Raw genomic sequence first — 25,558 nt, 5'->3', positions numbered from 1 at the left:
AAACACCCCAGGAAAATGCTCGACGCACAATAAAAGTGCAGATCAGGAACGTTTGGCCGGTTAGCGCTTCCAACCCCCCGCCAAAGCTGGCAACATCGCGCCCTTTTTTACGCGACACCCGCCGGGTATCTGGTTCAAACGGCTGTTCGGTTGATAGCAGCGCGACAGTCTGCTGTAGCGATGCGACAACCTGCCACGTCACGTCCGTTTACCGCCCGTAGCGCTGTTGGCTGCCATTCGAACGCTATGCTAGCTTGGCCGCCTCGCCAGGAAGGCCGCCAACAGCAGGAGCGAAACACTATGAGGAACGCACATGGCTGAGGCCACGCCCGCGCTTGAAATCCGCAACTTGCACAAACGCTACGGACAGCTTGAGGTGCTCAAAGGCATCTCGCTGACCGCCCGCGACGGCGACGTGATCTCGATCCTGGGTTCTTCCGGTTCCGGCAAGTCCACGTTCCTGCGTTGCATCAACCTGCTGGAAAACCCGCACCAGGGCCAGATCCTGGTGGCCGGCGAAGAACTCAAACTCAAAGCCGCGAAGAATGGCGAACTGGTCGCTGCCGATGGCAAGCAGATCAACCGCCTGCGCAGCGAGATTGGTTTTGTGTTTCAAAACTTTAATCTCTGGCCGCACATGAGCGTGCTCGACAACATCATCGAAGCGCCGCGTCGCGTCCTCGGTCAAAGCAAAGCCGAAGCCATCGAAGTCGCCGAAGCCCTGCTGGCCAAGGTCGGTATCGCCGACAAGCGCCATGCCTACCCGGCGCAATTGTCCGGCGGCCAGCAACAACGCGCGGCCATCGCCCGCACGTTGGCGATGCAACCCAAGGTGATCCTGTTTGACGAGCCGACTTCCGCCCTTGACCCGGAAATGGTCCAGGAAGTACTTAATGTCATCCGCGCCCTGGCCGAAGAAGGCCGTACCATGCTGCTCGTGACCCATGAAATGGGCTTTGCCCGTCAGGTCTCCAGCGAAGTGGTGTTCCTCCACCAGGGCCTGGTAGAAGAACAAGGATCGCCACAGCAGGTGTTCGACAACCCGCTTTCGGCACGCTGCAAACAATTCATGTCCAGCAACCGCTAACGGAGCTACCCGCATGCAGAACTTCAAAAAAGTCTTCCTGGCGGCCGCCGTCACCCTGGCGTTCAGCGCCGGTGCCATGGCCGAAACCCTGAAGATGGGCATCGAAGCGGCCTACCCGCCGTTCAACAATAAAGATGCCAGTGGCAATGTCGTCGGCTTCGACAAGGAAATCGGCGACGCTCTGTGCGCCAAGATGAAAGTCGAGTGCACCGTGGTGACCTCCGACTGGGACGGCATCATCCCGGCCCTGAACGCCAAGAAGTTCGACTTCCTGATCTCCTCGATGTCGATCACCGACGAGCGCAAGCAAGCGGTCGACTTCACCGACCCGTACTACTCGAACAAGCTGCAGTTCATCGCACCTAAAGACAAAGAGTTCAAAACCGACAAGGCTTCCCTGAAAGGCAAAGTGATCGGCGCACAACGTGCGACCCTCGCCGGCACCTGGATGGAAGACAACATGGACGGCGTCGAAGTCAAACTCTACGACACCCAGGAAAACGCTTACCTGGACCTGACCTCCGGTCGTCTGGACGGCATCCTGGCGGACAAGTACGTCAACTACGAATGGCTGAAAAGCGACGCCGGCCGGTCCTACGAATTCAAGGGTGATCCAGTAGAAGAAAGCGACAAGATCGGTATCGCGGTACGTAAAGGCGACCCGATCCTCGCGAAGCTGAACCTCGCCCTGAAGGAAATCGTCGAAGACGGCACCTACAAGAAAATCAACGACAAGTACTTCCCGTTCAGCATCTATTGATTCTGACCTGCCGGACCGGCGCCGTTCGCTAACGGCGCCAGTCCATGGCATTGCCTGCCGCGATTTGAAAAGAAACCCATGACTATCGATCTCTACGGATTCGGCCCGGCGCTCGCCGCTGGCGCGCTGATGACTGTGAAACTGGCACTCTCGGCCTTGTGTCTGGGGCTGGTGCTCGGTTTGCTCGGCGCCTTGGCCAAGACATCCCCGTACAAGCCGTTGCAATGGCTTGGCGGCACTTATTCGACACTGGTTCGCGGCATCCCGGAATTGCTCTGGGTGCTGTTGATCTACTTCGGCACGGTCAACCTGATGCGTGCCCTGGGCGAGTCTTTCGGCAATCCCGATCTCGAACTCAATGCCTTCGCCGCCGGCGTGATCGCGCTGGGCCTGTGCTTTGGCGCCTACGCCACCGAAGTGTTTCGCGGCGCGATCCTGGCGATTCCCAAAGGTCACCGTGAAGCCGGCGTGGCGTTGGGCCTGTCGAAATTCCGCATCTTTACCAAACTGATCATGCCGCAGATGTGGCGCATCGCCCTGCCGGGCCTTGGCAACCTGTTCATGATTCTGATGAAAGACACCGCGCTGGTATCGGTCATCGGCCTGGAAGAAATCATGCGCCACGCGCAAATCGGCGTGACCGTGTCCAAGCAACCGTTCACCTTCTATATGGTGGCCGCGTTCATGTACCTGGGCCTGACCGTGCTCGCCATGAGCGGCATGCACTTGATGGAACGACGTGCCGCGCGCGGCTTCGCGAGGAGCACCCAATGAACTGGGAAGTCATCATCAAGTGGCTGCCGAAACTGGCCCAAGGCGCAACGCTGACCCTGGAACTGGTGGCCATCGCCGTGATCGCCGGTTTGCTGCTGGCGATTCCGTTGGGCATCGCGCGTTCGTCGCGGCTCTGGTACGTGCGGGCATTTCCCTACGGCTACATCTTCTTTTTCCGTGGCACGCCGTTGCTGGTTCAGCTGTTCCTTGTCTATTACGGCCTGGCTCAGTTCGATGCAATTCGTAACAGCCCGATGTGGCCGTACCTGCGCGATCCGTTCTGGTGCGCCACCGCGACCATGACCCTGCACACGGCGGCCTACATCGCCGAGATCCTGCGCGGCGCGATCCAGGCGATTCCGCCGGGTGAAATCGAAGCGGCGCGCGCGTTGGGCATGTCCCGCGCCAAAGCGCTGTTCTACATCATCCTGCCGCGAGCCGCGCGCATCGGCCTGCCGGCCTACAGCAACGAAGTGATCCTGATGCTCAAGGCCAGCGCCCTGGCCAGTACCGTGACCCTGCTGGAGTTGACCGGCATGGCCCGCACCATCATTGCCCGGACCTACCTGCCGGTGGAGATCTTCTTCGCCGCGGGCATGTTCTATCTGTTGATGGCTTACGTACTGGTTCGTGGCTTCAAGCTGCTGGAGCGCTGGTTGCGCGTCGATGCCTGCCAAGGGCGTTGATTCCTCCCGCGTGCTGACGGGCGAGGCCCTGCTCGCCCGCTTCACCGCGCTGGATGCTTTCCTGATCGAGCATCAAGCGCTGTGGAAACCGCGTCCGTTTACTCATCTGCATCTGCCTTGGGAAACGTCCTACCCGGAATTGGCACTTTGGCTACGGGAACGGTCGCTGGACGACGCAGAACTTGCGCATAACCAACCTTGTTTGCTGCATGCGCCGGAGCCGTTTGCTTCATTGGCTGCGCTGTCCCATGAATTGAGTTCTGTGGGTGAATTACCGGCGCATTCGCTGCAAGCGGCCGGGCATCGGCTGAACGTCGATGTACCGGGACGCAAGTGGCAACAAATCGAGGCGTTCGCCAGTCGCCTGTCGTTTGCGGCAGCGCCGAAGCATTGGCTGGATTGGTGTTCGGGCAAGGGCCACTTGGGTCGGCGTTTGCTGCACACCGGGCAACAACTGACCTGCCTGGAATACGACCCGGCCCTGGTGGCCAGCGGACAGGCACTCAGCCAGCGTCATCAATTGCGGGCGCTGCACGTCGAACAGGATGTGCTCGCGCCTGACACCGCGAATTTATTGACTGTTGATCACACACCGGTGGCGCTGCACGCCTGCGGTGATTTGCATGTGCGGTTGATCCAGCTCGCCAGCGCGGCGGGGTGCAAACAATTGGCCATCGCGCCGTGCTGTTATAACCGGATCAATCTTCCGGCCTATCAGCCGCTTTCCTCGGTCGGTTTGCGATCCGACCTACAGCTGTCCCTCGACGATCTCGCCCTGCCCATGAGCGAAACCGTCACCGCTGGCGCTCGCGTACGACGTCAACGCGACACCTCCATGGCCCGGCGCCTGGGTTTCGACGTGCTGCAACGGCAATTGCGCGGCGTCGATGAATACCTGCCCACCCCTTCCCTGCCGAGTGCCTGGCTGGATAAGTCCTTCGCCGAGTACTGCCATCATCTGGCCGCACTGAAAGACTTATCCACAGTCGGTTCGCAAGATTGGTCCGCTGTCGAAGCTGCTGGATGGCAACGCTTGGCGCACGTGCGCAATCTGGAGCTGCTGCGCGGACTTTTCCGACGTCCGTTGGAGCTTTGGCTGGTCCTCGATCGCGCCCTTTTCCTTGCCGATCAGGGTTATACCGTTCGCCTCGGGACCTTCTGCGAAACCCCGCTGACGCCGCGTAATATCCTGCTCTTGGCGGAACGCCCATAAAAGCCACAGCCTGTGGATAACTCTGTTGATGAAATTATCGTGGATCCAATATCTACGGCTGTTTCAGAGGTGAAACGCAACTGTTCATTTTTCGTACACTCACGAAAAAATCCAGAAAAACAGGGATTTGCGCACCAATGAGAACAGGTCCACAAAAACACCGGTGAGCGCAGAATGCCACCGCCGCCGTTGTGCATAAGCATTCAATGCAAAGGACATAAGCGCCTAAACCCGGACCTCACGCGGGGAAAATTGCACCGCCTCCCGACTCTTGTTATACAAACACGCAAGGACGCCGTCAGCGCGACCACGAACAAGAAAATTCGACCGACAGGATGCGACCGTGACGTTCATTTCCTACGCACAGAACTTCGAAGACATACGCCTGTGGCGCGCCCTCAAAACCGTCGAGAACGGCTTCTATATCGACGTCGGCGCCAACGATCCGACCCATGACTCGGTCACCAAAGCGTTCTACGACCACGGCTGGAGCGGCATCAACGTCGAACCGATGCCCAACTACTACGAAGCCCTGTGCCAGCAGCGTCCCAAAGACACCAACCTGCAATGCGTGGCCGGCGAAAGCGCCGACAGCCTGACCTTCTATGGCATCGCCGGCACCGGCCTCTCGACCGTCGACCCGGCCATGGCGCAAATGCACAAAGACGCCGGCATGGACGTGCGCAGCCAAACCGTCCAGTCCCGCACCCTGACGTCCATCTGCGAAGAACACGCCCAGGGCCGCCCGATCCACTTCCTGAAAATCGACGTCGAAGGCCACGAAGAAACCGTCCTGCGCGGCATGGACTTCACCCGGTGGCGGCCATGGGTCATCCTCATCGAAACCCCGTGGGACCGCGACCAGACCTGGGAAACCCTCGTCACCGGCGCCGGCTACCACTCCATCCTGTTCGACGGCATCAACACCTACTACCTCGCCGAAGAACACCTGAACCTCAAACCCGCCTTCGACATCCCGCCGTGCAACCTGGATGAATTCCAGTTCTGCAAAGGCCACAACTTCAGCCACCCCATCGGCGATGCCGAACAGCAACTCGCCACTGCCCTGCAACGCGCCGAACAGGCCGAAGCACAGCTGCGCGCAATGCAAAACAGCCGCACCTGGCAAGCCATCCAGAAACTCAAGAAAACCCTGCTACGCGCTTGACCTGACGCCTGCGCAAAAATAGTCTGAATTCAGGGGTTTACAGAACCAACCCAATCGCTATAATCGTCGCCCAACACGCCGGTATAGCTCAGTTGGTAGAGCAACTGACTTGTAATCAGTAGGTCCCGGGTTCGACTCCTGGTGCCGGCACCATACAAAACAAAGCCCCTGCAGAAATGCAGGGGCTTTGTTGTTTCTGGAACGTCCACTTTTTATCCACACTCTGGAACCCGCGCGAGCCTGCTCGCAATGAGTCCGTCAAACCCAACGACGATCTACTGACCAAGACAAAGGGCTGCCTTTCCAAGGCACCAAAAACGAAGCAACCTCAACCAAACAGCATCCTTTGCCAATGATCCTCACCCACAATGGCAATCGAAGCTCCTGCCTCCCGCAACTCCACTGCCTTCATGATCTTCGTTCCATAAGTGCTGTGGCGCCACTGCTCATTACCCACGCTACCGACCACCAGGTAATGCACCTTCTTACTCACACCGCCCCCAATCAAACCACCTCGTTCTTCGACCAGCGCCTGACAATCCTTACGCGGCCCAAAGGCCATGACACCCGTAAATACGAACATCCGGCCATCCCACACCAAATCAGGGGCCGGTAAATTGAAGGGAAGGTCCGTAGGAGCAACGGCAACAGCACCGCCGACTTTCGCTCCCTCAATACCCACTCCAGAAAAACCATGCAGGATGTTAAGCAGCTCCAGGGACTCATCCTTGTCTAGAGCATCGTCCTGAAGCATGCACGCCAAACGCGAATACAGCAGATTGATCACAGGATCATTCAGATGCGCGAGATTGTTTTCCAACCATTGCTTTAGAAAAACCGCTTCCGTGATATTCACAACACCGTCGGCCGTAATCCCAGCGGCCAACCCGACCAAGGCATCGGCGGCACGTCGATCGATACGGGCGCGATGGAAAAATTTGCTGCTCTCGAACTCGTTATGTAGATCCATTACGGGTTTTCCTTTGAGGTGGGTACTGGTTCGATACCGAAGCATCAGCGGATAGATGTTGTGTTCAACGCTAGCACCACTGCGCGCAGACACCCCGTTTTTAGCCAGGAAAATAGATCCGTCCCCTTTTCCGCCTAAAGGCCTCCCCTGCTACCTATCAATCTAATTTTACAACTTCAACCTCATCAAAATAGTCCCCAATAGATGAAGCTTCCTCTTCACCCATAAGCCGTACACAGGTCAAATTTTCAATAGCTCGTGAGCACGCAACATACATAATCTTCTGATTTTCAGCCGACACAGGGCCTGCTGAGAATATATTAGTAAACTTATAGTCTCGCCAAAAGAACTCATCCACTACAACTAATACGTTTCTTATCCCTGAGCCTTTCGTCTTGTGCATGGTTATAAAATTTGTTTTCTCCGACAAATAATCGTAGTAATTAAAAACCTCGCCTAAGGTTATTTTTTCGCCAAAAAAATCAGCATAAAATAAATCCCGTTTTACATCTCGCTCCAAATCTCCAAATTCATAATCATCAATATCGAATCCTGATTTATTTAATTTACTACAACTGTCAATACCTGCGATGTAAAGATTCTTAAAATCAGTGTACCTGGCGTCCCCATTCATCTGCTCAATGAAGTGATCTCTTCTTTTTATGAAGCGTTCGTAGGACTCCGACCTTTTTATCAACTTCAGCTGAAAAGATTCGAGTATCGCCTTGTGCCCAGAGCAGTTCAATTCGAAAACCTGCTTGAATGCGGCTAGCAACTCATCCTTTTGACGAACTGAATCTAATACAAACCCAGATTTTTTTACAGAGCGGATAACGTTAGAATGTCTACGAGACGAAACATCTTGATATAGTTCATACAAATCATAGAAATGGCACGTAGTTAGTACTTTCTCTAGGTTTTCATTCGTTGACTGACCAAATCGAGAGTTGAAAATCTCGTACAAACGACCAAACCCTGCTTCTAACGCTACAGCTTTGTTTGTCAGCATTAGCATTTTGTAGTTATCAAAACCCTGAGCTATCTCAATCAACTTATAAAGTTTTTCGACATATAAATCCTTTGCCTCACGAGAGCTTTGCTGATTAGGCTTCTCTTCGCAAATCGCATAAACCAGCTTCACTTTACCTTGGCGCTCGGCCAAAGTTTCTAAAAGACCGCTATCAAAAACCCTCAAGGCAACATTTTGTTTTAATCCGTCGTTCCTCAAGTTATTTATAAGCCTTACAACCTGCTCCGAGCATCTATAGTTATCCTCCTTTTCAATTTTCTCTAGCGCACCAGCTTGTACATATGACTCTACATCCCCAACCCCCTCCTCATATATACCTTGCATCGAATCGCCGAAAAAACCGAATATTATATTTTGATCAATTGCAACATAGTTAAGAAACGCTCTAACCACATCAGGAGAAGTATCTTGATACTCGTCAACAAATATATAATCATACTTGTCAGACAAAATTTTCCGCAATTTCGCGCGCTTCACCAATAGAGAAACCGCTAGCTTAATGAGCCCATCATGGCCGAAACTTAAATCGCGAAGACTATTAAACACGGTTTCATTATAAGCAACTTTATGAGCGGGAACCCCTTCAATATGCTTCAATATATGGGAATTTAAATATTTTATCTTATCGTTTAAAACTTTGTTTGCCGCGGCAGGGTCTCTATCATAAACAGGCTTACCTAGTACTTTTTCCTCTTTTGTTCTTAGTATAAAATATGCCTTTTCGGCATATTTCTCGTATGCCCTTTTATAGCGAGCATGCTCACGCTTCTTATATTCCTTCTCATCATCCAAGGCCTCCCCTCGCGTGAATTCAGGCAGAAGGAAAATTTCGTGTATGACCTTATGCAGATCGAGCCGGAAGGTTTTTACGATTCCATTCATAAACGAATGAATTGTGCTGATGGTATGCAGATCACCTGCTCGCATCTTGATCTCATCAGCAGCCAAATTTGTATGGGTAATACATGCCACCCTCTTATCTGGCATATTTTTAGAAATGTGGTCTAACAACTTCTTCAAGGTTTCGGTCTTCCCACTTCCTGCTCCCCCCTGGAGTAGGAAACTCTTCCCCCGCGCTAGGCAGGACAAAACCTGATCAAACGGAGTCATTCGGATATCCATTCCAACGCCTCCTCAATATAGGTGGGAATACGCCAAGTAACTTGGTCATCAGTTAGTGCCAAGTACAACAGAGAGGACGCGAACGCAGATTTTTTATCCAATACTTTATCAATCAAATCGTAGGCATCTAGCCCTGCATCAAACTCATGCACGTTCTTCAATCCATTTATGCTATCAATTTTCTTTTTAATCAACTCCTTATTGACATGCACAAAAGCATCCTCAAAACTCCTCGCATGATATTTCTCTTCCTCCTTCTGATAAGCAATATATATATTAGAGTAAGCATGCTTTAGATCATGCGAAACTAATCTAGAGAACCAACTGGCGAACTTAGCTTCATCAGAGAAGTCGGGAGCATCATAGTAATGTTTTAACGTGGCATTGCTAATGTGATCTGCGTCAACAACCTTGGAGGAGAGATAAGTTGTTTTGGGCTTATCTTTGCTTAAATCAAGGGTCTTTTTGGTTGTATCTATATCCGTGATGACAAGAGTTTTGATCTCCAAAAACTCTAGAAAATGCCTAAACGCCTTGGCATTAGCACCGACTTCTAAAATTGTAACATTTTGGGAGAACAATGAAATATGGTCTTTACTGTGGAGCTTTGACTTATCAAATAGTTCTACAAAGTAAGGCCAGAGCATTCGTTCAGTAACACCCTCAATAAATATCACCTTGCTTGCAAAAAACAGCTCGCACGAATTGAGAGTTAGGTACTGCTCTAGAAACTTAAACGAATCTTCATCGTCGCCATACTTAGCTTTCAGCTCAGCATGGAAATTTTTTATTTTTGTCTTACCTTCTGAGTTTTGCAAATACCTTATGTCTTTAAAATCACACTGCGAAACAATATGAGATGAATGCGTAGTAATTACGGCCTGAATATTGTCAATCTCATTCAAGATACTTTTTATTTGATTGGCAAAAATATATTGCATCTGTGGATGCGTATGCGCCTCTGGCTCCTCGATAAAAAGGAGATTTATATTTTTTCCGGTTTTGGCAAACGACTCTTTCTTGATCTCAACACTCAAAAGCAAATAAAGTATATTCATATGACCGAGACCATTGAACGTCTCGGGGAGAAATTCGGCGCGCTCTCCATACACCACCTGCGAGCTATTCTCCAAAACCTCATTTGATTCAAGATTGGATACAACCTTGATATCTTCAATCCCCAAAAAGGCTTTAGACGTCTTTAAGAATGGCTCAAAAAAATCCTTATAGCTGTTTTCAAGACTCTCATCAATTTGCAGGAGCAAGTTATTAATCGGATCGAAGTCCGTGACATCCTTATTGGCCTTATTGAAATATTGCGTTGTCAGCTTCGAAAGCATTTTCTTGCCGCCTTCGCTGCTAGCAACATCTCGCTTAGCATGAATTATTTGGAAATTAATCAGATCCCTGACCGAAGTGATGTCTTTCTTTACAAGCCTAGTTCGATTTTCCAGAAGTAGATCTTCATCATTCGCATATGCATAGACATGTACCTGTAAGTACCTATCAAGGTTTTTTCGAAGAAACCTCTCCCTCTCACCATCGAATTGCTCTATATCTCTCAGCAATAAGTCTTTGTTTATAACGCACTCGAATAAAATATTTACTTTGTTTACTTTACTATCAAGATCCAACATAAATTCTGATAGGTGTCGCAAATTGTCTTCGTCACCGTACTCAATTTCAATCCTCATACTTATCGATAGAGGAACAACGTCAGTTCCGTGATCTATCGCAACTAGATCCTTACGAATCGCCAAAGGAAAATCATGGTAATTAAAGGCAACACCTGACTCGTAGAACTTCTCAAAAAGCACAAGCAAGGATGTTTTTCCACTATTATTTCTACCAATAAGCAAAGATAAACTATCCCGCAAATCTAACGTCACATCCTGCAAAGCCCGAAAATTTACAGCTGAGATTTTAGTGATCTTCATGTAGGTCTCTTATATCCATTTAGAGCAAAGGATAAGCACTTTCAAACACTTTGGAGGTTAATATAACTTTGATACATAAATTTCAAGAATACCTTCCCGCAAAAGTTTTATTCACATATTATTTTAAATGTGCCTTGAGCCTGGTTCGAAAGATCGAATGGCTTCAATATAGCCTAAGCATAGCCTTTTGCCATTTATCGATTTGACCTGCGAGAGTCCGGGACTGAGAGGTAACGGCGTCGAGCTGTGTGAGAAAGCAAAAGGGTAGCAATGGGGGTAACAGTTAAAACATCAACCATTTATCCTATTGATAAATATGAAAAATATTTCTTTTTTCGACTCCTGGTGCCGCACCATACGCAATATCGAAAAAGGCTCACCGAAAGGTGGGCCTTTTTCGTTTGTGGGTCTTACGCTCGCCCCTTTCGCTGAAGGATGGCGAACCGACGCATCCAATTCTGGTACCGCGCATCTACATCCCTCCCCGAAACGATGAGCGGTTACGGTCGAAAAGCTGTGAGACGGCATAATGACAGCAGTGCTTATGCACAACCCTCTCCGCCGTTGCGAGCCGCTTTGTAATGAACACCGAACGACGTTACTCGATCATCTTGGAGCGCAGCGCCGAGGTGCTGCTTGAACATGCACCCATGTCACAGATAGAGGCATTTTGGGACGCCAACGATACCCGCTACTTCGGGTTGCGCATGGAGGACGAGCACAGCGCACACGCACGAGTGATTGTTACGGACGAAGTCCCCGACGACGAAGATGTGGCGCTTTTCTGACTGTAGCGAATGGAATCACTCGCCTCCTACGAGAGGAGGGGGGCGCCCAAATGATTTTCAGATCTATTGCCGACACCACAAAACAAAGCCCTCGTAGAAATACGGGGGCTTTGTTGTTTCTGGATTCTGGGTTCTGGGTTCTGGGTTCTGGGTTCTGGGTTCTGGGTTCTGGGTTTTTATACACCGGCCATCAATCAATCAAACTCCGTAGAAACCGAAAGATGCTCCCAAGCATCAATCTCCCCCTGCAACCGCGCAATCTTTTCACGCACCAACCTCACCGCATCCTTACCCAGCAACAGATGAACCGGCGGCTTTTCAGCAGCGACCAAGGTCAGCAACGCCTGCGCAGCCTTTTGCGGATCGCCAGCCTGCTTGCCACTCTTCTCTTCCCGCGCCTTGCGCACTGGATCAAACACCGCTTCGTAGTCACTCACGGTGCGACCGGATCGGATCATCGAGCGCCCCGCCCATTCGGTGCGAAATGAGCCAGGTGCCACGGCGGTCACGTGGATGCCCAGGCTTTCGACTTCTTTGGCCAGCGCTTCGCTGACGCCTTCAAGGGCGAATTTGCTGCCGCTGTAGTAAGCGATGCCCGGCAAGGTGATGAAGCCGGCCATGGAGGTGATGTTGACGATATGCCCGCTGCGCCGTTCACGCATGCCGGGCAGGACTGCTTTGATCATTGCCACCGCGCCAAACACGTTGACGTCGAACTGGCGCTGCATTTCAGTCAGTGGCGATTCCTCGAGAATGCCTTCGTGCCCATAGCCGGCGTTGTTCACCAGCACGTCGATCTGCCCCACTTCACGCAGGATGTCAGCCACCAGCGGTTCGACGGCTGGGAAATCGGTGACGTCGAGCACGAACGCTTTAGCGCGATAGGCGTCCAGCGCTTCGAACGCGGCGCACTCGGATTCGCGCCGCACCGTGCCAACCACCGTGTGTCCCGCCGCCAGCGCTGCTTGCGAAAAGGCCAGGCCGAAACCTGAACTGACGCCGGTGATCAGGAAAACCTTGTGAGCGTGGGTGTTCATGCTGCGTTCTCCAATAAAAACGCCGTCGATAGTGATCGACGGCGCTGTGGACAAGTCAACGAGGTCTTAGTGACCAGCGCTCTGCCCACCATCCACGTGCAGAATCTCCCCGGTAACAAAGTTGGCGCTATCCAGATAAACAACCGCCTGAGCAATGTCACCGATCTCACCCATATGCCCAACCGGGTGCAGATTCCCCAGCGCTTCATGCGTTTCTTCACCATGCATCGGCGTCTTGATGATGCCTGGCGAAACCGCATTCACCCGAATCCCGCGCTTGGCGTACTCAATTGCCAGGGACTTGGTCGCCGCGTTCAAGCCACCTTTGGTCAGCGAAGCCAACACCGATGGCACACCATCAACCGCGTGGTCCGTCAGACTGGTGGTGATGTTGACCACATGGCCTTTGCCTTGTTTTTCCATCTCGTTGATCGCGAGCTGGGTGATGTAGAAGAAGCCGTTCAAGTTCACCGACAACACATTGGCGTAGTCTTCAGCGGTGTATGCGGTGAACGGCTTGGCGATAAAGATCCCGGCGTTGTTGACCAACGTATCGATGCGGCCAAAACGTGCGATCGCTTCACGGATCACTTGCTGCGCAACCGCCGGGTCGCCGATGTCGCCCGCCACGGTGAGGATGTCCGGGTCGGTGGACGGTTTGATCGAACGCGAAGTGGCGACAACCTTGTAATCCAGGTCACGGAACGCTTTGACCATGCCTGCGCCGAGGCCTTGGGACGCGCCGGTAATGACGATGACTTTTTTCGAATTGCTCATGATGAACCTCTGCTAATTAAAAGATGATTTAAAAAAGTAAGTAATCAGGCTTCGGCCGGGGCCTTGGCCATTTGTCTCAGCATTTGTTCGTAGTACTCGACCGACTGCGATCCGGACACCAGGTGACGACCGTTGAGGATCATGGCCGGGACCGAGTTGATCCCGTGCTGGCGGTAGAACGCCTCAAGCTCGCGCACTTCTTTTGCGAACGCTCCGGAGGCCAACACTTCTTGCGCAGTGGCCACATCCAGTCCCGCTTCCCCGGCCAGACGAGCGAGGGTTTCGCGGTTGCTAGGGTTCTGGCCGTCAGTGAAGTAAGCGCGCAACAGGATCTTCTTCAGCTCGATCTGCCGCCCTTCCTGCAACGCCCACAACAGCAATCGGTGCGCATCAAACGTGTTGTAGAAGTGCGTGCGCTTCTCCAGATCGAAGGTGAAACCGATGGCCTCGCCACGAGCGATTTGCATGGCTTTGCCAGCGGCGACGTCTGCGGCGGTGCGTCCATATTTGCGCATCAAATGCTCGACCGCTTTTTCGCCGACTGCCGGCATGTCCGGGTTCAGTTCGAAAGGCTTGTAGGTCAGCTCCACCGAAATCTCACCGGCCACGTTCTCGATCGCTTGCTCCAGCGCCGTCGCACCCAATGCACACCACGGGCACACCACGTCGGAGATGAAGTCGATGGAGACGGACGCGGTCATGACTTGCCCTCCGCCTCAGCCAGTTGCTTTCGATACTTTGTGGTGGTGATGCCGGCGTAGCCCCAGTTATCCGTGTCGACTTCTTCGATCACGATGTGGGTCAGGTGCGGATCCTTTTTGAGGACGCGTTCCAGGGTTTCTGTGATTTCGGCGATCACCTGAGCTTTCTGCTCTGAGGTAACGCCATCGCGGGTAATGCGAACGCTGACAAAAGGCATGAGGGAATCTCCAAGTGACCTGCCCTTCGGAATGAATGGGTAGGCGTTGGAGCTCAATGTAGGGCGTTAGCTGGAGGGGAAAAAGGTGGGGGCGGGAACATCATTAGTTACTTGGTGTAATTAGTAAGATATCGCAGGTGTCCGATTTTGCAGTAGGACTCAGCCGCTTCTGATGTAGTCCGCCTTTTGACGTGTCGCTTTTTTTCACTTTCTGCGACACGTTATTAGAACGTGTCGCTGGAGACGACATGTGCGCGTCGATGTGTTCTTTCGTTTAACTGTTGCTCAGCCATAAAAATCACTAAACCGCCCTCCACGCCACCACCTAGCCACGATTGCGCAGTCGTCCCTCTCAAGCTACCTTCAGGTCGTCGCTGCCAATTCAGCGACCGGGCCTGATAACCCGAGTAAGATACAGGCGCACAAGCGCCCATAATCACGATTGTTGGCGTTTTTTTGTGCCTGCATTTCCGTGTAATGGCGGCTGTGCGTGGGAGACCTTCGGGTCTGCCGGGTTCCTGTATCTCCGGTTTATCAGCCCGCGCACAGCTGCCACCCATTCGCCTGATAACGAACGTGGTAGCTCAAACTTTGATTCAGGAGTTTTTGCTAATGCCCGCTACCGGTCCGTCCAAAATTTGCGCTACCGCTCCACCGGTCATCACCCACCCCCGCCCAAACACCGGAGGTGCCCAATGACCAACCCTCAAGACCTCAAAACCATCGGCCTCACCCCTTTCTCCTACCACGCCAACGATGCACTGTTCCGCATCAACGCCGGCGTCCCGGTGATCCAGGCCCTCTCCCACGCTTCCGATCTGCTCCACATCGCCAAGCTTCTCGCATCCGATGCCGCGATGGTTCGCGATACCGACCGGCATGCCTGGGCATCGCATTACTTGCAGGATATGAGTAAGGCGATCATCGATGACGTAGTGAAGGTGCTAGCCGCGCCGTGTAACAACCGAGCCAGTAACGTCGCGCCATAAACAAATCGCACGCATGAAAAAGCCCCGAATCAATCGGGGCGTTTGCGTAAGTCGGTCATCTACCCACTGGCTGATTCGGGTGATATCGATCACTCACGCCACTGTCGATCGGTTCTTCCCCCCGCATCGACTGAGCCACCGCTTCGGTAATGGCGTCCCAAATGTCCGGCCTTGTCAGCACCGGCATTTCCTTTGCCAGTACGTTGCTCAGCTTCCCTTCGTTCTGCTCAATGGATCGCAGGAGTCGGTCAGCCTGTTGATCCGGCATTTCAACGATTTCCTTGATCGCCTGCCTGGCCCTTATGTGGCTGCGTAAATACCGCGACTCTTCACGCATCTGTTCGGTGATCGTGCGGCGGATGACGTTCGAGATGAACACGACGTGTGGCCCCAGGTTTGGATATCGCCACACCGGGCGTGCCTGTTCCTGCCCCGTGAATTCAATGTTCGAGACCACGCCGTCAGGGTATTGCGTGCGAGTACTGGCGAACGTTACCTGGTCTCGTATGCCCTGCATGAGCGGTTTTGAAACCTGATCCAGCACGCTGTCATACAGGCGCCGCTCGGCCGAGTCGTCGGTGATAACCGCTGAAATCGGGAGAATCACCGGATCTGGAATGGCTCCATCACGACGCAAAATGTCGTTGATCAGGAAGCGATGGACCCGGCCGTTGCCATCAGCCAGCGGATGGATATAGACAAAAGCAAACGCCGCCACAGCGCTGCGCATGACCGGGGATTGCCCTTGAGTGCGATTCAGAAAGACGCGAATCCCTTCTAACATCCGCTCCAGATCACTTTCCGGTGGCGCGACATAATGGACGATCTCCTGATAGCGAACCGTCTCTCCAACAAACACCGGCGATTGCCGAATTCCCAGGCGGGTCAGGGTGGTCACTGCGCCAAGGATCTCTTCCTGCATCTCAGCCAGTGCCGCATCGGTGAGCGGCAATTCGCCCTGACCGGTTCGTCGCGCCAACACATCTGCAAATCGCTGGATACGCGTAGAGCGATCCGCCTCCCCTTCAATCGCGAAACTGGCTTTGCTTTCCCGCAGCGTCATCCATGCCGCGGCGCGCAGCAGAAGCGCCTCGCCAAATTCTGCGGTCAGTTGACCAAAGAGGTGAGGCACATCGAGGTCCGCTGCTGACTGGACTGCTGCTGTCTTGACGACGACTGGGCAGAAGTAGCGCGTGCCTGGCAGGTTGTCAGTCACGCGCCAACGCGGCACTTTCACCGCCTCTTCGGGTGACGCCGCCACCATCAGATCGGCGTTGATGGCGTCGACATACTTACCGCCTATGGGCTCGGGCGCTTGCAATTGCTCGCCGGTGAGCCACTCAAACAGGAACGCTGCCCGGCGTGCATATTGGCCAGTGGGCTCAACATTTAACCAGTCTTGCACCGGTGCCGGACCCACCTTGGTAAACAGCCGACTCAAGAATTCAAGGTTCGGGACTTCATGCCGCAGATGAAATTGCAGATGGGATGAGAGGTCCGGATCGGGGCGCATATTCTCCGTATACGTCTCAAGACGAAACCCGTCTTCGACTTGAGTTAACCGCCGGCTACCCACCTGACTCAACACGGGTAGCCGCGCCATCGGCAGCACGCCGAATGTCGTCGCTAGCCAGGCAGCACCGATGGGGTCTACGGGAAACTCGCTCACGGTCACACTCCTTTGAACAGCTCGGCTGAAATCAAAAATGCCTACAAATGGAGAGTAACGATCAAAATCAGGTTTTGCTGCATAAAAACGATTATTTTTTGATGGGTTTGCATAAAAACGAACATTTCAGACGCGTCAGATTGATCCGGCCCTGACCCTAAACGCATAAAAACGAGTTTCGGTGCTCAAAAACGATCATAAATCCGTACTTTTGCATAAAAACGTTTCGAGACCGGCCGCCTTTCGAAGTCCCAGCAGCACGAAACCCGCACTGACAACCCCGTTCCCACCCCAAAAAAAATGCCCAAACCTCCCGGTCCGAGCATTCTTTGACCCCGATCACCCACCCTCCCCCAGAAACCCGCGATCCTGCGCAACCCTCCAACCATCGGACGCCAGCATCAATTCGCTACTAAACTCGGGACAAGCGGGTTCAGGTGCAGGATTATAGCCAGCACGTATCGCCCAACCGACGGCCAGGTACTCAACAATAGCCAGCCCACTTTAGAGGGCATTACCCAATGGATAGCAGAACCCTACGCAACTTGATGCGCATTGTGCAGACCGGCTCATTGTCGGCGGCGGCAGAGCATTCCTGTTTAACGGTGCAGGCATTGGCTGCGCAGTTGAACAAGGTCGAAGAGCAGTTTGGTTTTCGGTTGTTTCGTCGCTCCAACAAGGGGTTGACCCTGACCACGCAGGGCACGGAACTCACGCCTTTCATGGACAAGGTGTTAGTGGCCACGCGACAACTCGAAGAAAAAGTCGCGGCGTTGAAAGAGCCTGGGCAGCGCACGCTCAGGGTGGCGCTGAACACGACGCTTTCGTCTGACTTCAATCGGCGAATGATCGGACGCCTGATTGAGGTGTTTCCCGACTATCAGCTGGAATTCAGCTACGCCGAGTCGATGGAAAACCTCAGCAAGCTGAAGAACGAAGACTTCGACCTGGCGGTGTTGATCGGCCCGCAGCAGCCGGGATTACCGAGCATTATCCTGCCCGAGGTTCAGGTGCAGGTGGTCGGTGCCCATTGCGGCCAGGAACATGATCCGCTGGTCATGCTCGGCAACAAGTTTCAGGTGCGTCCGGCTGACGATTGTCCGTATTCCCACAGCTTCCTGCGCTTTCTCGACGCCGGTCTTGGCAATTACGAGTCGAACAAGCGGATGGTCTACTCCTGCAGTGAAACGCTGACGCTGTCGCTGATCACGCAAATGGATGGCCTCGGCATGGTGTCCCGCGATGCGGCCCAACGTAACGGCTTGACCATTTTTCCTGGCTTCGAGGATGCCCTCGAAGTGCGGTTGGCGGTCAATAACCCTGAGTTGTCGGGCCAGGCATTGCACGATGTGGTCGACTTGCCGCTACATGAAAGAACCGAGCGCAATGTACGCAGCCGTTCCCACCGCAACGGAGAGAAAGAGGTTTTTGCTGAAGTACGCACATAACAACGTCGGAATCGCGGCATAAAATTCCGGGCGATCGAGCTGCACGTGCTGATCCTTGATCAACAACGGCGTGACGCTGATGGCAGCGACGATCGCCACCGGCAAGTATTCCAGCGCACGGGCGACGAAGGGCGGCCAATGGTCGGTGTTCACTTGCAGCGGCAACGCACGCGGCAGGAAGGTCACGGCCATCATCAGGACGACGACCAGAATCAGGAACGTTTGGTCAGGCATACACCCACCCCGCAGCCCACAAAGGTGGCGATGAATACGTTGAACGGAGAACTGCCGGCCAGGCTCAATGCGCCCATGCAGGCGACAGCGGCCAGTGCGGCGATGAGTTTGTTACGCGTATTGCACAGCGACACCAGCACGTAGAGCATCATCGCCGTCAGTGCGTAGTCGAGCTGGTACTTGATCAAGTGCGCCGCGTACTGCGCGCAAATCGCCCCGAGTAAACCGCCGAGCACCCACGACGTGTGGCAATACAGATTGAAGCCGATCAGGTAACGCACATTGACTGGCGCGCCCTTGCCCAGTTTGACGCTGTGGAAGGCGAACGACTCATCGGTCAAACCACCCGCATAACACCAACGCTCAAGACGACTGAGCCCCATGGCCTGCAACGCCTTGGCCATGTAGACCGACATCAGCATGTGCCGCGCGTTGATCAAAAATGTGGTGAGGACAATGGTGGTCAGCGACGCGCCACTGGTAATCAGTGCCAGCGCGGCGAACTGCGAAGCACCGGCGTAGACAAACAGGCACATCGCGACTGGCAACCACACGGGCATCCCGGCATTGACCGCCATCAGGCCGAACACGAACGACACCGTGAAATAACCGGCCACCACCGGGCTGGCTTCTGCAAAGGTGCGCGAACGTTGTTGTGGCCCGACCATCAGCGGCCGGCTGCTGGACGTCTCATTCATAGATCCCTCTCAAATGTTCTTTCGCCACGCGGTTCGCAAAAACCCTGGGCACTCCAAAAACGTTTCCCGGCGAGGTTGGCATCGTCGACAAACAGGAACATGCGCAGCACGCCCACGCGTTTCATGTCCGCCGAAGCCGCTTCAACCAGCCGTTGACCCACGCCTTGGCTGCGATACAACGGGCTCACCGCCAAATGGTTGATCGTGCCACGACTGCCCAGCATGCCGCCGAGCACCGCGCCGACGATTTCGCCGCGGGTGTCCAGCGCGATGAACGCGGTGGTGGTCTTCTGCACCAATACACCACGCAGGCACTTGGCGTCCTGCCATTCGCAGAAAGACACCTCTTCGAATTGCCGGAAGAAGCGCTCCAGGCGCTGGGCATCCTTGGCTGTCGTACGCCTCAACATCACCGGTGCAGGGCACTCGGCGAGGCTGATCGCGGCGTTGTACTGTTCAGCGAACAATGTCGAAAGCGGTCCCGGGCCGCGAGAAGGAAATCGCCAGAATTTGCCGATAGGCCATGGCATGGGAATGGGTGTTGCGCGCCGGCGTGACGTAGTGGCGCATGTCCCGATCCAGGAAGTAAGTGGTGTCGAGAATGTCCGTGTAAGTCGTCGACGCCAGATGCTCTTGTTCATGGGCACTGTACAAGCGGCTTTCCGCGCCCTCCACGTTATTGCGTCCCCAGAAATGCACGCCGCTGAACGGGTAACCGTCGCAGTGAATACCTTCCGGGGTGATCTCCAGTTGCTTGCCTGGTTTGATCTCGATCCGGATCTGGTGAATCTGGCATTGCCAGATTTCGTCGTGCAGTTCCGGCGGCAGAACGTTTTTGTACACTTCGAAATCCGTGTCGATCAGGCTGCGCATCACCGGCGAATGAATGATTTCATCGGAGAAATCCTGGAAGTGCCGGACCATTCCGCCCACGTAGGCGTTGTTGGCCTTGGACTGGACGTAGGCGCGGTGCTCCAGCTGCGTCAGTTCGCGCGTCACCGGGTTGTATTCGAAATCGCTGTAGCGTCGGTACCGATTGCCCGCCTCGGCCTGACCGTAGTAACTGTCGGGCTCCATGTTTTCCCAACTTCTGGTCAATCTGATGAAGTCGGAGAAGTGACCGAACAGATTGAAGTCACTACTTTTGACGTTGACGTATTTGTCGCGCCGTAGCGATTCGCCCACTTCTTTGTTCAAAACGAGCATTTTCAAAATCTCCGTGCATTTAGCAACCTAATCTAGAGAGCACAGGATTTGCGTCCATGAGAAAGAATTTCAGGCATATCAAGCGTTGCTTGAAACGGAGTTTGAAGTTGCTTCAATTTGACGTTTTGCGACTGAAAACAGCGGTTTTTAGCGCTTTTTAACCGTCACCAGGCAAAAAAATCCCTCGAGCCAGTCGAGGGATTTACGATTTTTTTACGCTTAATCGATCATCAGAAGACGTTGATCGGGTAATCCACGAACACACGCAGTTCGTTACCGCTGACGTTGTACTCGCTGGACTTCTGCGACACACGCAGCACCGAACTGCGCAGCTTCACGCTCAGGTCTTTGGCCGGGCCGCTTTGCACGACGTATTTGAACTGGTTGAAGATTTCGCGCTCGGTGCCGCCTTCGCTGGTGGACGTGGTGATGTTGTCACCGCGCACATACGCAACGTTGTACGTCAGACCCGGAACGCCGAACGCGCTGAAGTCCAGGCCGTAGCCCAACTGCCAGCTGCGTTCGTCTTCGGCGTTGAAGTCGGACCAGTAGGAGTTCGCCAGGTAGATGGTGTTGCCACCGTCGCCCACACGCCCTTGGTCTTTCTGGTAGCCGCCGTAGGCGTAGCCGAGGTTGCTGTCGCCCGTGCTGCGCTGGTGCGCGAGGGTGAACGAGTGCGGGCCGGTGACGAAGGTCGCGGCCAGGCTCCAGATCTTGTTGTCGTCGCCGGTGATACCGTTTTCGCGGACGTAGGCATCGTCCAGCTTGGTGCGGTAGCCGTTGAAGTCCAGGGTCAGGGACTGATCCTTGTCGATCGGGAAAATGTAGTTGGCATTCACGTATTGCTTCTTCAACACGTCTTCGACGTCGGAAGCGTACAGCGCGCCTTTGAATTGTTCGGTGAACTGGTAGCTACCGCCCAAGACGTTGATCGACTTCAGGCCACCGCTGTCACGACCTTCAGCGCTTTTACGCGATTCGGCGGTGAAACGACCGGCGTCCAGCTGCAGGCCGTTGATCTCTTTGGACGTGATCAAGGTGCCGGTGTAGCTTTCTGGCAGCAGGCGCGAGTTGTCGTAATTCAACACCGGCAGGGCCGGCATCTGGTCGCCGTAGGTCAGCGTGGTGCTGGACAGGCGGAACTTGATCGCGGCGCCACCCTTGGACAGGTCGTCAGCCGGCTGGCCACTGTCGCCCTTTTTGAAGAAATCGATGCCTTGCGCGCCGCTACGGTCTTCGCTGCGCTCCAGATTGAGGGCGTACAGACCGAAAGCGTCGACTCCGACACCCACGGTGCCTTGGGTGAAGCCGGACGAGAACGTGCCGATGGCCGCTTGGCCCCACTCGGATTTATCCGGGTTGCCGTCTTTGTAATCACGATTGATGTAGGCGTTGCGCAACAGCACTTTGAGGCTGCTGTCTTCAACAAAACCCTTGGACTCGGCCTGGTCGTTAGCCATGGCCTGTGTAGCACTCAACATCCCCAGAGCGATCAGGCTGATTCGCTTGTTCAACATTTTGTTTTCCTTATTTCGGGTTGAAACGCGCTGTGTCGAACGGCTGAAACGGCGCTATCGCACTCTTTTTTCACCCCAAAACAAAAAGGTCCGCGCACGAAAAAATCGTGGCGGACCTTTTATTATTTTGTGGGCGTGGCGGTTAGCCACAGGCGTTGGGCGGGATCCTAGTCGCGCCCATAATGCTGTGTCAATTTGATGAATTGACTATAGATAGACGAAAAACGTCTAAGCGAGCTGAGCCAGCCAGGCTGCAAACGCCTCGGGCTTACCGAGCCAAGGGCTGACATCGACCAGCGTGAACTGGCCATTTCGCTCAAGCGCCAGTGTCGGAAAACCTTGTCCGCCGACCTTGGCCAACAGGGCGCGACTGTCTTTGATGTGCTGTTCGGTATTGGCACTGTGAAAGGCCGTTTCGAAGGCCAGGGGTTCCAGGCCGATCTCTGCTGCCAATTCAAGCAGCACCGATTGATCGGCGATGCGCCGACCTTCAACGTAATGCGCGGTCTGCAAACGCCCCAACAACTCAATCCCACGCCCGGCAATTTGCTCGGCTGCCAGCACGGCCGCAATTGGCGGAGCGGAATCGAACACCGCCGTTTCATCGCGCAGCAGACCTTCAAAATATGCTTCGCCAAAAGGCTGCCCGCTGTATTCGGCAATGCGTCGATCGTGGGGCATCACGTAATTGCGCAGTTGAGGTGAAACGGCTTTGCGGTTGGCGCCCGTCATCATGCCGCCACCGTGGGCGATTACCGGCAACACGCCTTGGGCTGCTTGCACCAATGGTTTGGCGCCATAGCACCAGCCGCACAACGGGTCATAAATGTAATGAAGGATCATCGAAAGGCTCAGGCAATAAAGTAGGAAAATTCACTGCCGGCAGACTAATCCTCAGGTGGTTGCGGAAAAACGCTGGAATGGCTTTCAGTCTGTTTCGTGGATCGGTCGAATAATGCCCCGCCCTCTGACCTGGAGTAAGCCTGAAAAAACCATCGCCCATAAAAAAGCGCCGCCATCCCGGCAGCGCTTTATCAATCCTTTGTTTATTCTTCTTATCCTTCCATCACATCCCACAACGCTTCCAGTTCCGCTTCGCTGAACAAGCCAGCGGGGTAGCGCTCGATCATCATCCGGCGCGGATCAGGTTCACTGATCTGACGCGTTCCATTGGACTTGAACCACTGCGCAAGGACCTGGAGCGATTCGCTATTAATTGCCAGGGGATGCAACGCCCGCTCGCTCACTACGTTCACTTCGGCGTTCATTTCAGCGCTCTCTCCTGGTTCGTGAGCGGCTAACTTATCCAAGGTTTATGACAGAACATCGCAGTTCTCCCCCTCCCTGTTTCACGCGGTGACAGATACAAGAGCTGTGCCAATGTGTCTGTGCTGTCGACAAGCGGATACAAAAAAGCCCGCAGTCCATAAGGGCTGCGGGCTTTTCAGGGTGTGGAGAGGGTTAACCGTAGCTCAGCTGATTGTGCAATCGACTCAGGCTGTTACAACCCCACTCACTCCTTGTGCGGCGCGGGTTGCTGTTGAGTAAGGCAGTGAATGTTACCGCCTCCCAGTAACAGTTCCCGGCCTGGCACCATCACCACTTCGTGTTGCGGGAACAGGGTCTGCAAAATTTCCTTTGCCGGCTCGTCCAGCGGGTCATCGAAGCTTGGCGCGATGATGCCGCCGTTGACGATCAGGAAGTTCACGTAGGAACCCGCCAGACGAACGGTCGGATTTCGTTCCTGAGTGCCGTCCACCGGGTCGACGCCCGCGCACTCTTCTTCGGTCGCATACAGCGGACCCGGAATCGGCATCTTGTGCACCGTGAAAGGGCGACCTTTCGCGTCGGTGCTACTTTGCAGGACCTTCATGGCCGCCTGGCAGCGCGGGTAGTTCGGGTCTTGCGGGTCATCGGTCCAGGCCAGCAACACTTCACCCGGGCGCACGTAGCAGCAGAAGTTATCCACATGGCCGTCGGTTTCGTCGTTGAACAAACCGTCCGGCAACCAGATGATTTTATCCACAGCCAGATTCGCGCTGAGCACTGCTTCGATCTCTGCACGATCAAGGTGCGGATTGCGATTGCGGTTGAGCAGGCATTCTTCGGTGGTGATCAGGGTGCCTTCGCCATCGACGTGAATCGAACCGCCTTCGAGCACGAAGCCCTCGGTGCGGTAACGCTGGCTGCGCTCGATCTCGAGGATCTTGCCGCCGACCTGCGAGTCACGGTTCCATGGCGAATACAGGCCACCGTCGAAACCGCCCCACGAGTTGAAGTCCCAGTTCACGCCACGGACTTCGCCACGGTTGTTGATGACGAATGTCGGACCGGTGTCGCGCACCCACGCGTCATCGCTGGACATTTCCACCACACGAATATTCGGCACATCGAGGCGGGCGCGGGCGTTTTCGTACTGGCCTGCGGAAACCGCGACGGTCACCGGTTCGAAACGTGCGATGGCTTTGGCCACCGCCACGTGTGCGGCTTGCGCCGGTTTGCCACCCAGGCGCCAGTTGTCCGGGCGCTCGGGCCAAATCATCCAGGTCTGGGTTTGTGGCGCCCATTCGGCCGGCATGTAAAAGCCGTCGGCGCGAGGCGTGGTGTGCAAAGTGGTCATGAGAATCAGGACTCCAGGGAACCGTCGAGAGATTTCAGTGCGCCGTACAGGTTCGGGCGACGATCACGGAACGAACCCCACGCGCTGCGAATGTGCTCCAGCTCGTCGAGGTCGAAAGTGTGCACAAGAATACCTTCTTCGGTTTTGTTGAGCTCCTGAACTTTTTCGCCGAACTGGTTGGCGATGAAGGAAGAGCCGTAGAAGGTAATGTCGTAGCCGTCCTGCTCTTCGTTGCCGATGCGGTTGCTGGCGATCAGCGGCATCAGGTTGGCGCCGGCATGGCCCTGTTGCACGCGCTGCCAGTGATCACGGGACGAGATGGTCTTGTCGTGCGGTTCGCTGCCGATGGCGGTCGGGTAGAACAGGATTTCCGCGCCTTGCAACGCCATGCTGCGGGCGCACTCCGGGAACCACTGGTCCCAGCAGATGCCCACGCCGATTTTCGCGTAACGGGTGTTCCACACTTTGAAACCGGTATCGCCCGGGTTGAAGTAGTACTTCTCATGGTAACCGGGGCCGTCCGGGATGTGGCTTTTACGATAAATCCCGAGGTTGGAGCCGTCGGCATCGATGATCGCGATGCTGTTGAAGCGCGCACGACCGGCCAATTCGTAGAAGCTGATCGGCAGCACCACTTGCAGCTCTTTGGCGACTTTCTGGAAGTGCTTGATCGCGACGTTGTCTTCAACGGCTGTGGCCAGTTGCAGGTAATCCGCGTTCGGCTTCTGGCAGAAGTATGGGGCTTCGAACAGTTCCTGGATCAGGATGATCTGCGCGCCTTTGGCTGCCGCCTCACGAACCAGCTTCTCGGCGGTTTCGATATTGGCTTCAAGGTCCCAGGAACAGGCCATCTGGGTAGCGGCGACGGTAACGATACGGCTCATGAATCGGCTCCTGAGCAAAGGCTTG

General features: G+C 54.4%; 26 protein-coding genes and 1 tRNA gene. 10 read left to right on the top strand and 17 right to left on the bottom strand.

Annotated features, from left to right (window positions below; translation table 11 throughout):
• The first annotated feature begins 313 nt into the window (after window positions 1-313).
• The 7 genes from SB725_RS10665 (at window position 314) to SB725_RS10635 (ending at window position 5,841) form a co-directional block, all read left to right on the top strand.
• Window positions 314-1,087 carry an ABC transporter ATP-binding protein gene (locus tag SB725_RS10665; protein WP_027922189.1) on the top strand — a complete coding sequence of 258 codons (774 nt, stop codon included), beginning with the start codon at window positions 314-316 and terminating at the stop codon, window positions 1,085-1,087.
• A gap of 13 nt (window positions 1,088-1,100) precedes the next feature.
• Window positions 1,101-1,847 (top strand): ABC transporter substrate-binding protein, encoded by a 747-nt coding sequence (locus SB725_RS10660; RefSeq protein ID WP_410921748.1) that lies wholly within the window; start codon window positions 1,101-1,103, stop codon window positions 1,845-1,847.
• 78 nt (window positions 1,848-1,925) lie between these two features.
• A complete protein-coding gene (locus tag SB725_RS10655; protein WP_410921747.1) occupies window positions 1,926-2,621 on the top strand; it encodes an ABC transporter permease in 696 nt (231 codons plus the stop codon).
• Window positions 2,618-3,307 carry an ABC transporter permease gene (locus SB725_RS10650; RefSeq protein WP_027922192.1) on the top strand — a complete coding sequence of 230 codons (690 nt, stop codon included), beginning with the start codon at window positions 2,618-2,620 and terminating at the stop codon, window positions 3,305-3,307. Before SB725_RS10655 ends, SB725_RS10650 begins: the two co-directional genes overlap by 4 nt.
• A complete protein-coding gene (locus SB725_RS10645; protein WP_410921746.1) occupies window positions 3,288-4,520 on the top strand; it encodes a methyltransferase in 1,233 nt (410 codons plus the stop codon). Before SB725_RS10650 ends, SB725_RS10645 begins: the two co-directional genes overlap by 20 nt.
• 343 nt (window positions 4,521-4,863) lie before the next feature.
• Entirely contained in the window at window positions 4,864-5,688 is an 825-nt protein-coding gene (locus SB725_RS10640) for an FkbM family methyltransferase (protein WP_027922194.1), read from the top strand.
• A gap of 77 nt (window positions 5,689-5,765) precedes the next feature.
• Window positions 5,766-5,841: transfer RNA gene (locus SB725_RS10635), tRNA-Thr, on the top strand.
• A 175-nt stretch (window positions 5,842-6,016) separates the two neighbouring features.
• Here SB725_RS10635 and SB725_RS10630 read toward each other — a convergent pair.
• From SB725_RS10630 to SB725_RS10620, 3 genes are all read right to left on the bottom strand, one after another.
• Window positions 6,017-6,658, bottom strand: coding sequence for a BRCT domain-containing protein (locus SB725_RS10630; RefSeq protein WP_410921745.1), 642 nt, complete (start codon window positions 6,656-6,658; stop codon window positions 6,017-6,019).
• 157 nt (window positions 6,659-6,815) lie between these two features.
• On the bottom strand, window positions 6,816-8,810 hold the full coding sequence (locus tag SB725_RS10625) for a UvrD-helicase domain-containing protein (protein ID WP_410921744.1): 1,995 nt from the start codon (window positions 8,808-8,810) through the stop codon (window positions 6,816-6,818).
• Window positions 8,795-10,747: an ATP-dependent nuclease gene (locus tag SB725_RS10620; protein ID WP_410921743.1), complete on the bottom strand. Its 1,953-nt coding sequence runs from the start codon at window positions 10,745-10,747 to the stop codon at window positions 8,795-8,797. Before SB725_RS10620 ends, SB725_RS10625 begins: the two co-directional genes overlap by 16 nt.
• 581 nt (window positions 10,748-11,328) lie before the next feature.
• Between SB725_RS10620 and SB725_RS10615 the strand changes: the two genes are divergently transcribed.
• Window positions 11,329-11,535, top strand: a complete 207-nt coding sequence (locus tag SB725_RS10615; RefSeq protein ID WP_027922195.1) for a hypothetical protein — start codon at window positions 11,329-11,331, stop codon at window positions 11,533-11,535.
• A 194-nt stretch (window positions 11,536-11,729) separates the two neighbouring features.
• Here SB725_RS10615 and SB725_RS10610 read toward each other — a convergent pair whose 3' ends face one another.
• The 4 genes from SB725_RS10610 to SB725_RS10595 form a co-directional block, all read right to left on the bottom strand.
• Window positions 11,730-12,572 (bottom strand): oxidoreductase, encoded by an 843-nt coding sequence (locus SB725_RS10610; protein ID WP_410921742.1) that lies wholly within the window; start codon window positions 12,570-12,572, stop codon window positions 11,730-11,732.
• A gap of 66 nt (window positions 12,573-12,638) precedes the next feature.
• Window positions 12,639-13,349, bottom strand: a complete 711-nt coding sequence (locus SB725_RS10605) for an SDR family NAD(P)-dependent oxidoreductase (protein ID WP_027922197.1) — start codon at window positions 13,347-13,349, stop codon at window positions 12,639-12,641.
• Window positions 13,350-13,393: 44 nt separating this feature from the next.
• Window positions 13,394-14,050, bottom strand: coding sequence for a DsbA family oxidoreductase (locus tag SB725_RS10600; protein ID WP_410921741.1), 657 nt, complete (start codon window positions 14,048-14,050; stop codon window positions 13,394-13,396).
• Window positions 14,047-14,268 carry a tautomerase family protein gene (locus SB725_RS10595; protein ID WP_027922199.1) on the bottom strand — a complete coding sequence of 74 codons (222 nt, stop codon included), beginning with the start codon at window positions 14,266-14,268 and terminating at the stop codon, window positions 14,047-14,049. The genes SB725_RS10600 and SB725_RS10595 overlap by 4 nt, the downstream gene beginning before the upstream one ends.
• Window positions 14,269-14,963: 695 nt before the next feature.
• Between SB725_RS10595 and SB725_RS10590 the strand changes: the two genes are divergently transcribed.
• The gene (locus tag SB725_RS10590; RefSeq protein WP_410921740.1) at window positions 14,964-15,257 is read left to right on the top strand and encodes a DUF3077 domain-containing protein; all 294 of its coding nucleotides are present in this window, start codon (window positions 14,964-14,966) and stop codon (window positions 15,255-15,257) included.
• Window positions 15,258-15,312: 55 nt separating this feature from the next.
• Here the strand turns inward: SB725_RS10590 and SB725_RS10585 are convergent, their stop codons facing one another.
• The gene (locus tag SB725_RS10585; protein ID WP_194940909.1) at window positions 15,313-16,926 is read right to left on the bottom strand and encodes a Fic family protein; all 1,614 of its coding nucleotides are present in this window, start codon (window positions 16,924-16,926) and stop codon (window positions 15,313-15,315) included.
• Between the two features lie 521 nt (window positions 16,927-17,447).
• On the opposite strand from SB725_RS10585, the gene SB725_RS10580 reads away from it, so the two are divergent.
• Window positions 17,448-18,374, top strand: coding sequence for a LysR family transcriptional regulator (locus tag SB725_RS10580; RefSeq protein ID WP_059181813.1), 927 nt, complete (start codon window positions 17,448-17,450; stop codon window positions 18,372-18,374).
• Here the strand turns inward: SB725_RS10580 and SB725_RS10575 are convergent.
• From SB725_RS10575 to aguB, 9 genes are all read right to left on the bottom strand, one after another.
• A complete protein-coding gene (locus SB725_RS10575; protein WP_081743912.1) occupies window positions 18,291-18,608 on the bottom strand; it encodes an AzlD domain-containing protein in 318 nt (105 codons plus the stop codon). The genes SB725_RS10580 and SB725_RS10575 overlap by 84 nt on opposite strands.
• The gene (locus SB725_RS10570; protein WP_027922203.1) at window positions 18,587-19,306 is read right to left on the bottom strand and encodes an AzlC family ABC transporter permease; all 720 of its coding nucleotides are present in this window, start codon (window positions 19,304-19,306) and stop codon (window positions 18,587-18,589) included. The genes SB725_RS10575 and SB725_RS10570 overlap by 22 nt, the downstream gene beginning before the upstream one ends.
• Window positions 19,303-19,716: a GNAT family N-acetyltransferase gene (locus SB725_RS10565; protein WP_172825958.1), complete on the bottom strand. Its 414-nt coding sequence runs from the start codon at window positions 19,714-19,716 to the stop codon at window positions 19,303-19,305. The genes SB725_RS10570 and SB725_RS10565 overlap by 4 nt, the downstream gene beginning before the upstream one ends.
• A 46-nt stretch (window positions 19,717-19,762) precedes the next feature.
• Window positions 19,763-20,512: a 2OG-Fe dioxygenase family protein gene (locus SB725_RS10560; protein ID WP_027922205.1), complete on the bottom strand. Its 750-nt coding sequence runs from the start codon at window positions 20,510-20,512 to the stop codon at window positions 19,763-19,765.
• Between the two features lie 230 nt (window positions 20,513-20,742).
• Window positions 20,743-22,029 (bottom strand): OprD family porin, encoded by a 1,287-nt coding sequence (locus SB725_RS10555; RefSeq protein ID WP_410921739.1) that lies wholly within the window; start codon window positions 22,027-22,029, stop codon window positions 20,743-20,745.
• A gap of 228 nt (window positions 22,030-22,257) precedes the next feature.
• Entirely contained in the window at window positions 22,258-22,872 is a 615-nt protein-coding gene (locus tag SB725_RS10550; RefSeq protein ID WP_032833436.1) for a DsbA family protein, read from the bottom strand.
• Between the two features lie 212 nt (window positions 22,873-23,084).
• Window positions 23,085-23,297: a hypothetical protein gene (locus SB725_RS10545; protein ID WP_027922207.1), complete on the bottom strand. Its 213-nt coding sequence runs from the start codon at window positions 23,295-23,297 to the stop codon at window positions 23,085-23,087.
• Window positions 23,298-23,542: 245 nt separating this feature from the next.
• The gene (aguA, locus tag SB725_RS10540) at window positions 23,543-24,649 is read right to left on the bottom strand and encodes an agmatine deiminase (protein WP_027922208.1); all 1,107 of its coding nucleotides are present in this window, start codon (window positions 24,647-24,649) and stop codon (window positions 23,543-23,545) included.
• A 5-nt stretch (window positions 24,650-24,654) separates the two neighbouring features.
• A complete protein-coding gene (gene aguB, locus SB725_RS10535) occupies window positions 24,655-25,533 on the bottom strand; it encodes an N-carbamoylputrescine amidase (protein WP_410921738.1) in 879 nt (292 codons plus the stop codon).
• Window positions 25,534-25,558: the final 25 nt, after the last annotated feature.

Origin of the sequence: Pseudomonas sp. SIMBA_041, assembly GCF_046535095.1 — a bacterium.
Classification (GTDB): domain Bacteria; phylum Pseudomonadota; class Gammaproteobacteria; order Pseudomonadales; family Pseudomonadaceae; genus Aquipseudomonas; species Aquipseudomonas mucoides.
The sequence above is the reverse complement of the archived record's forward strand: the minus strand, read 5'-3'. Positions and strand labels throughout refer to the sequence as shown.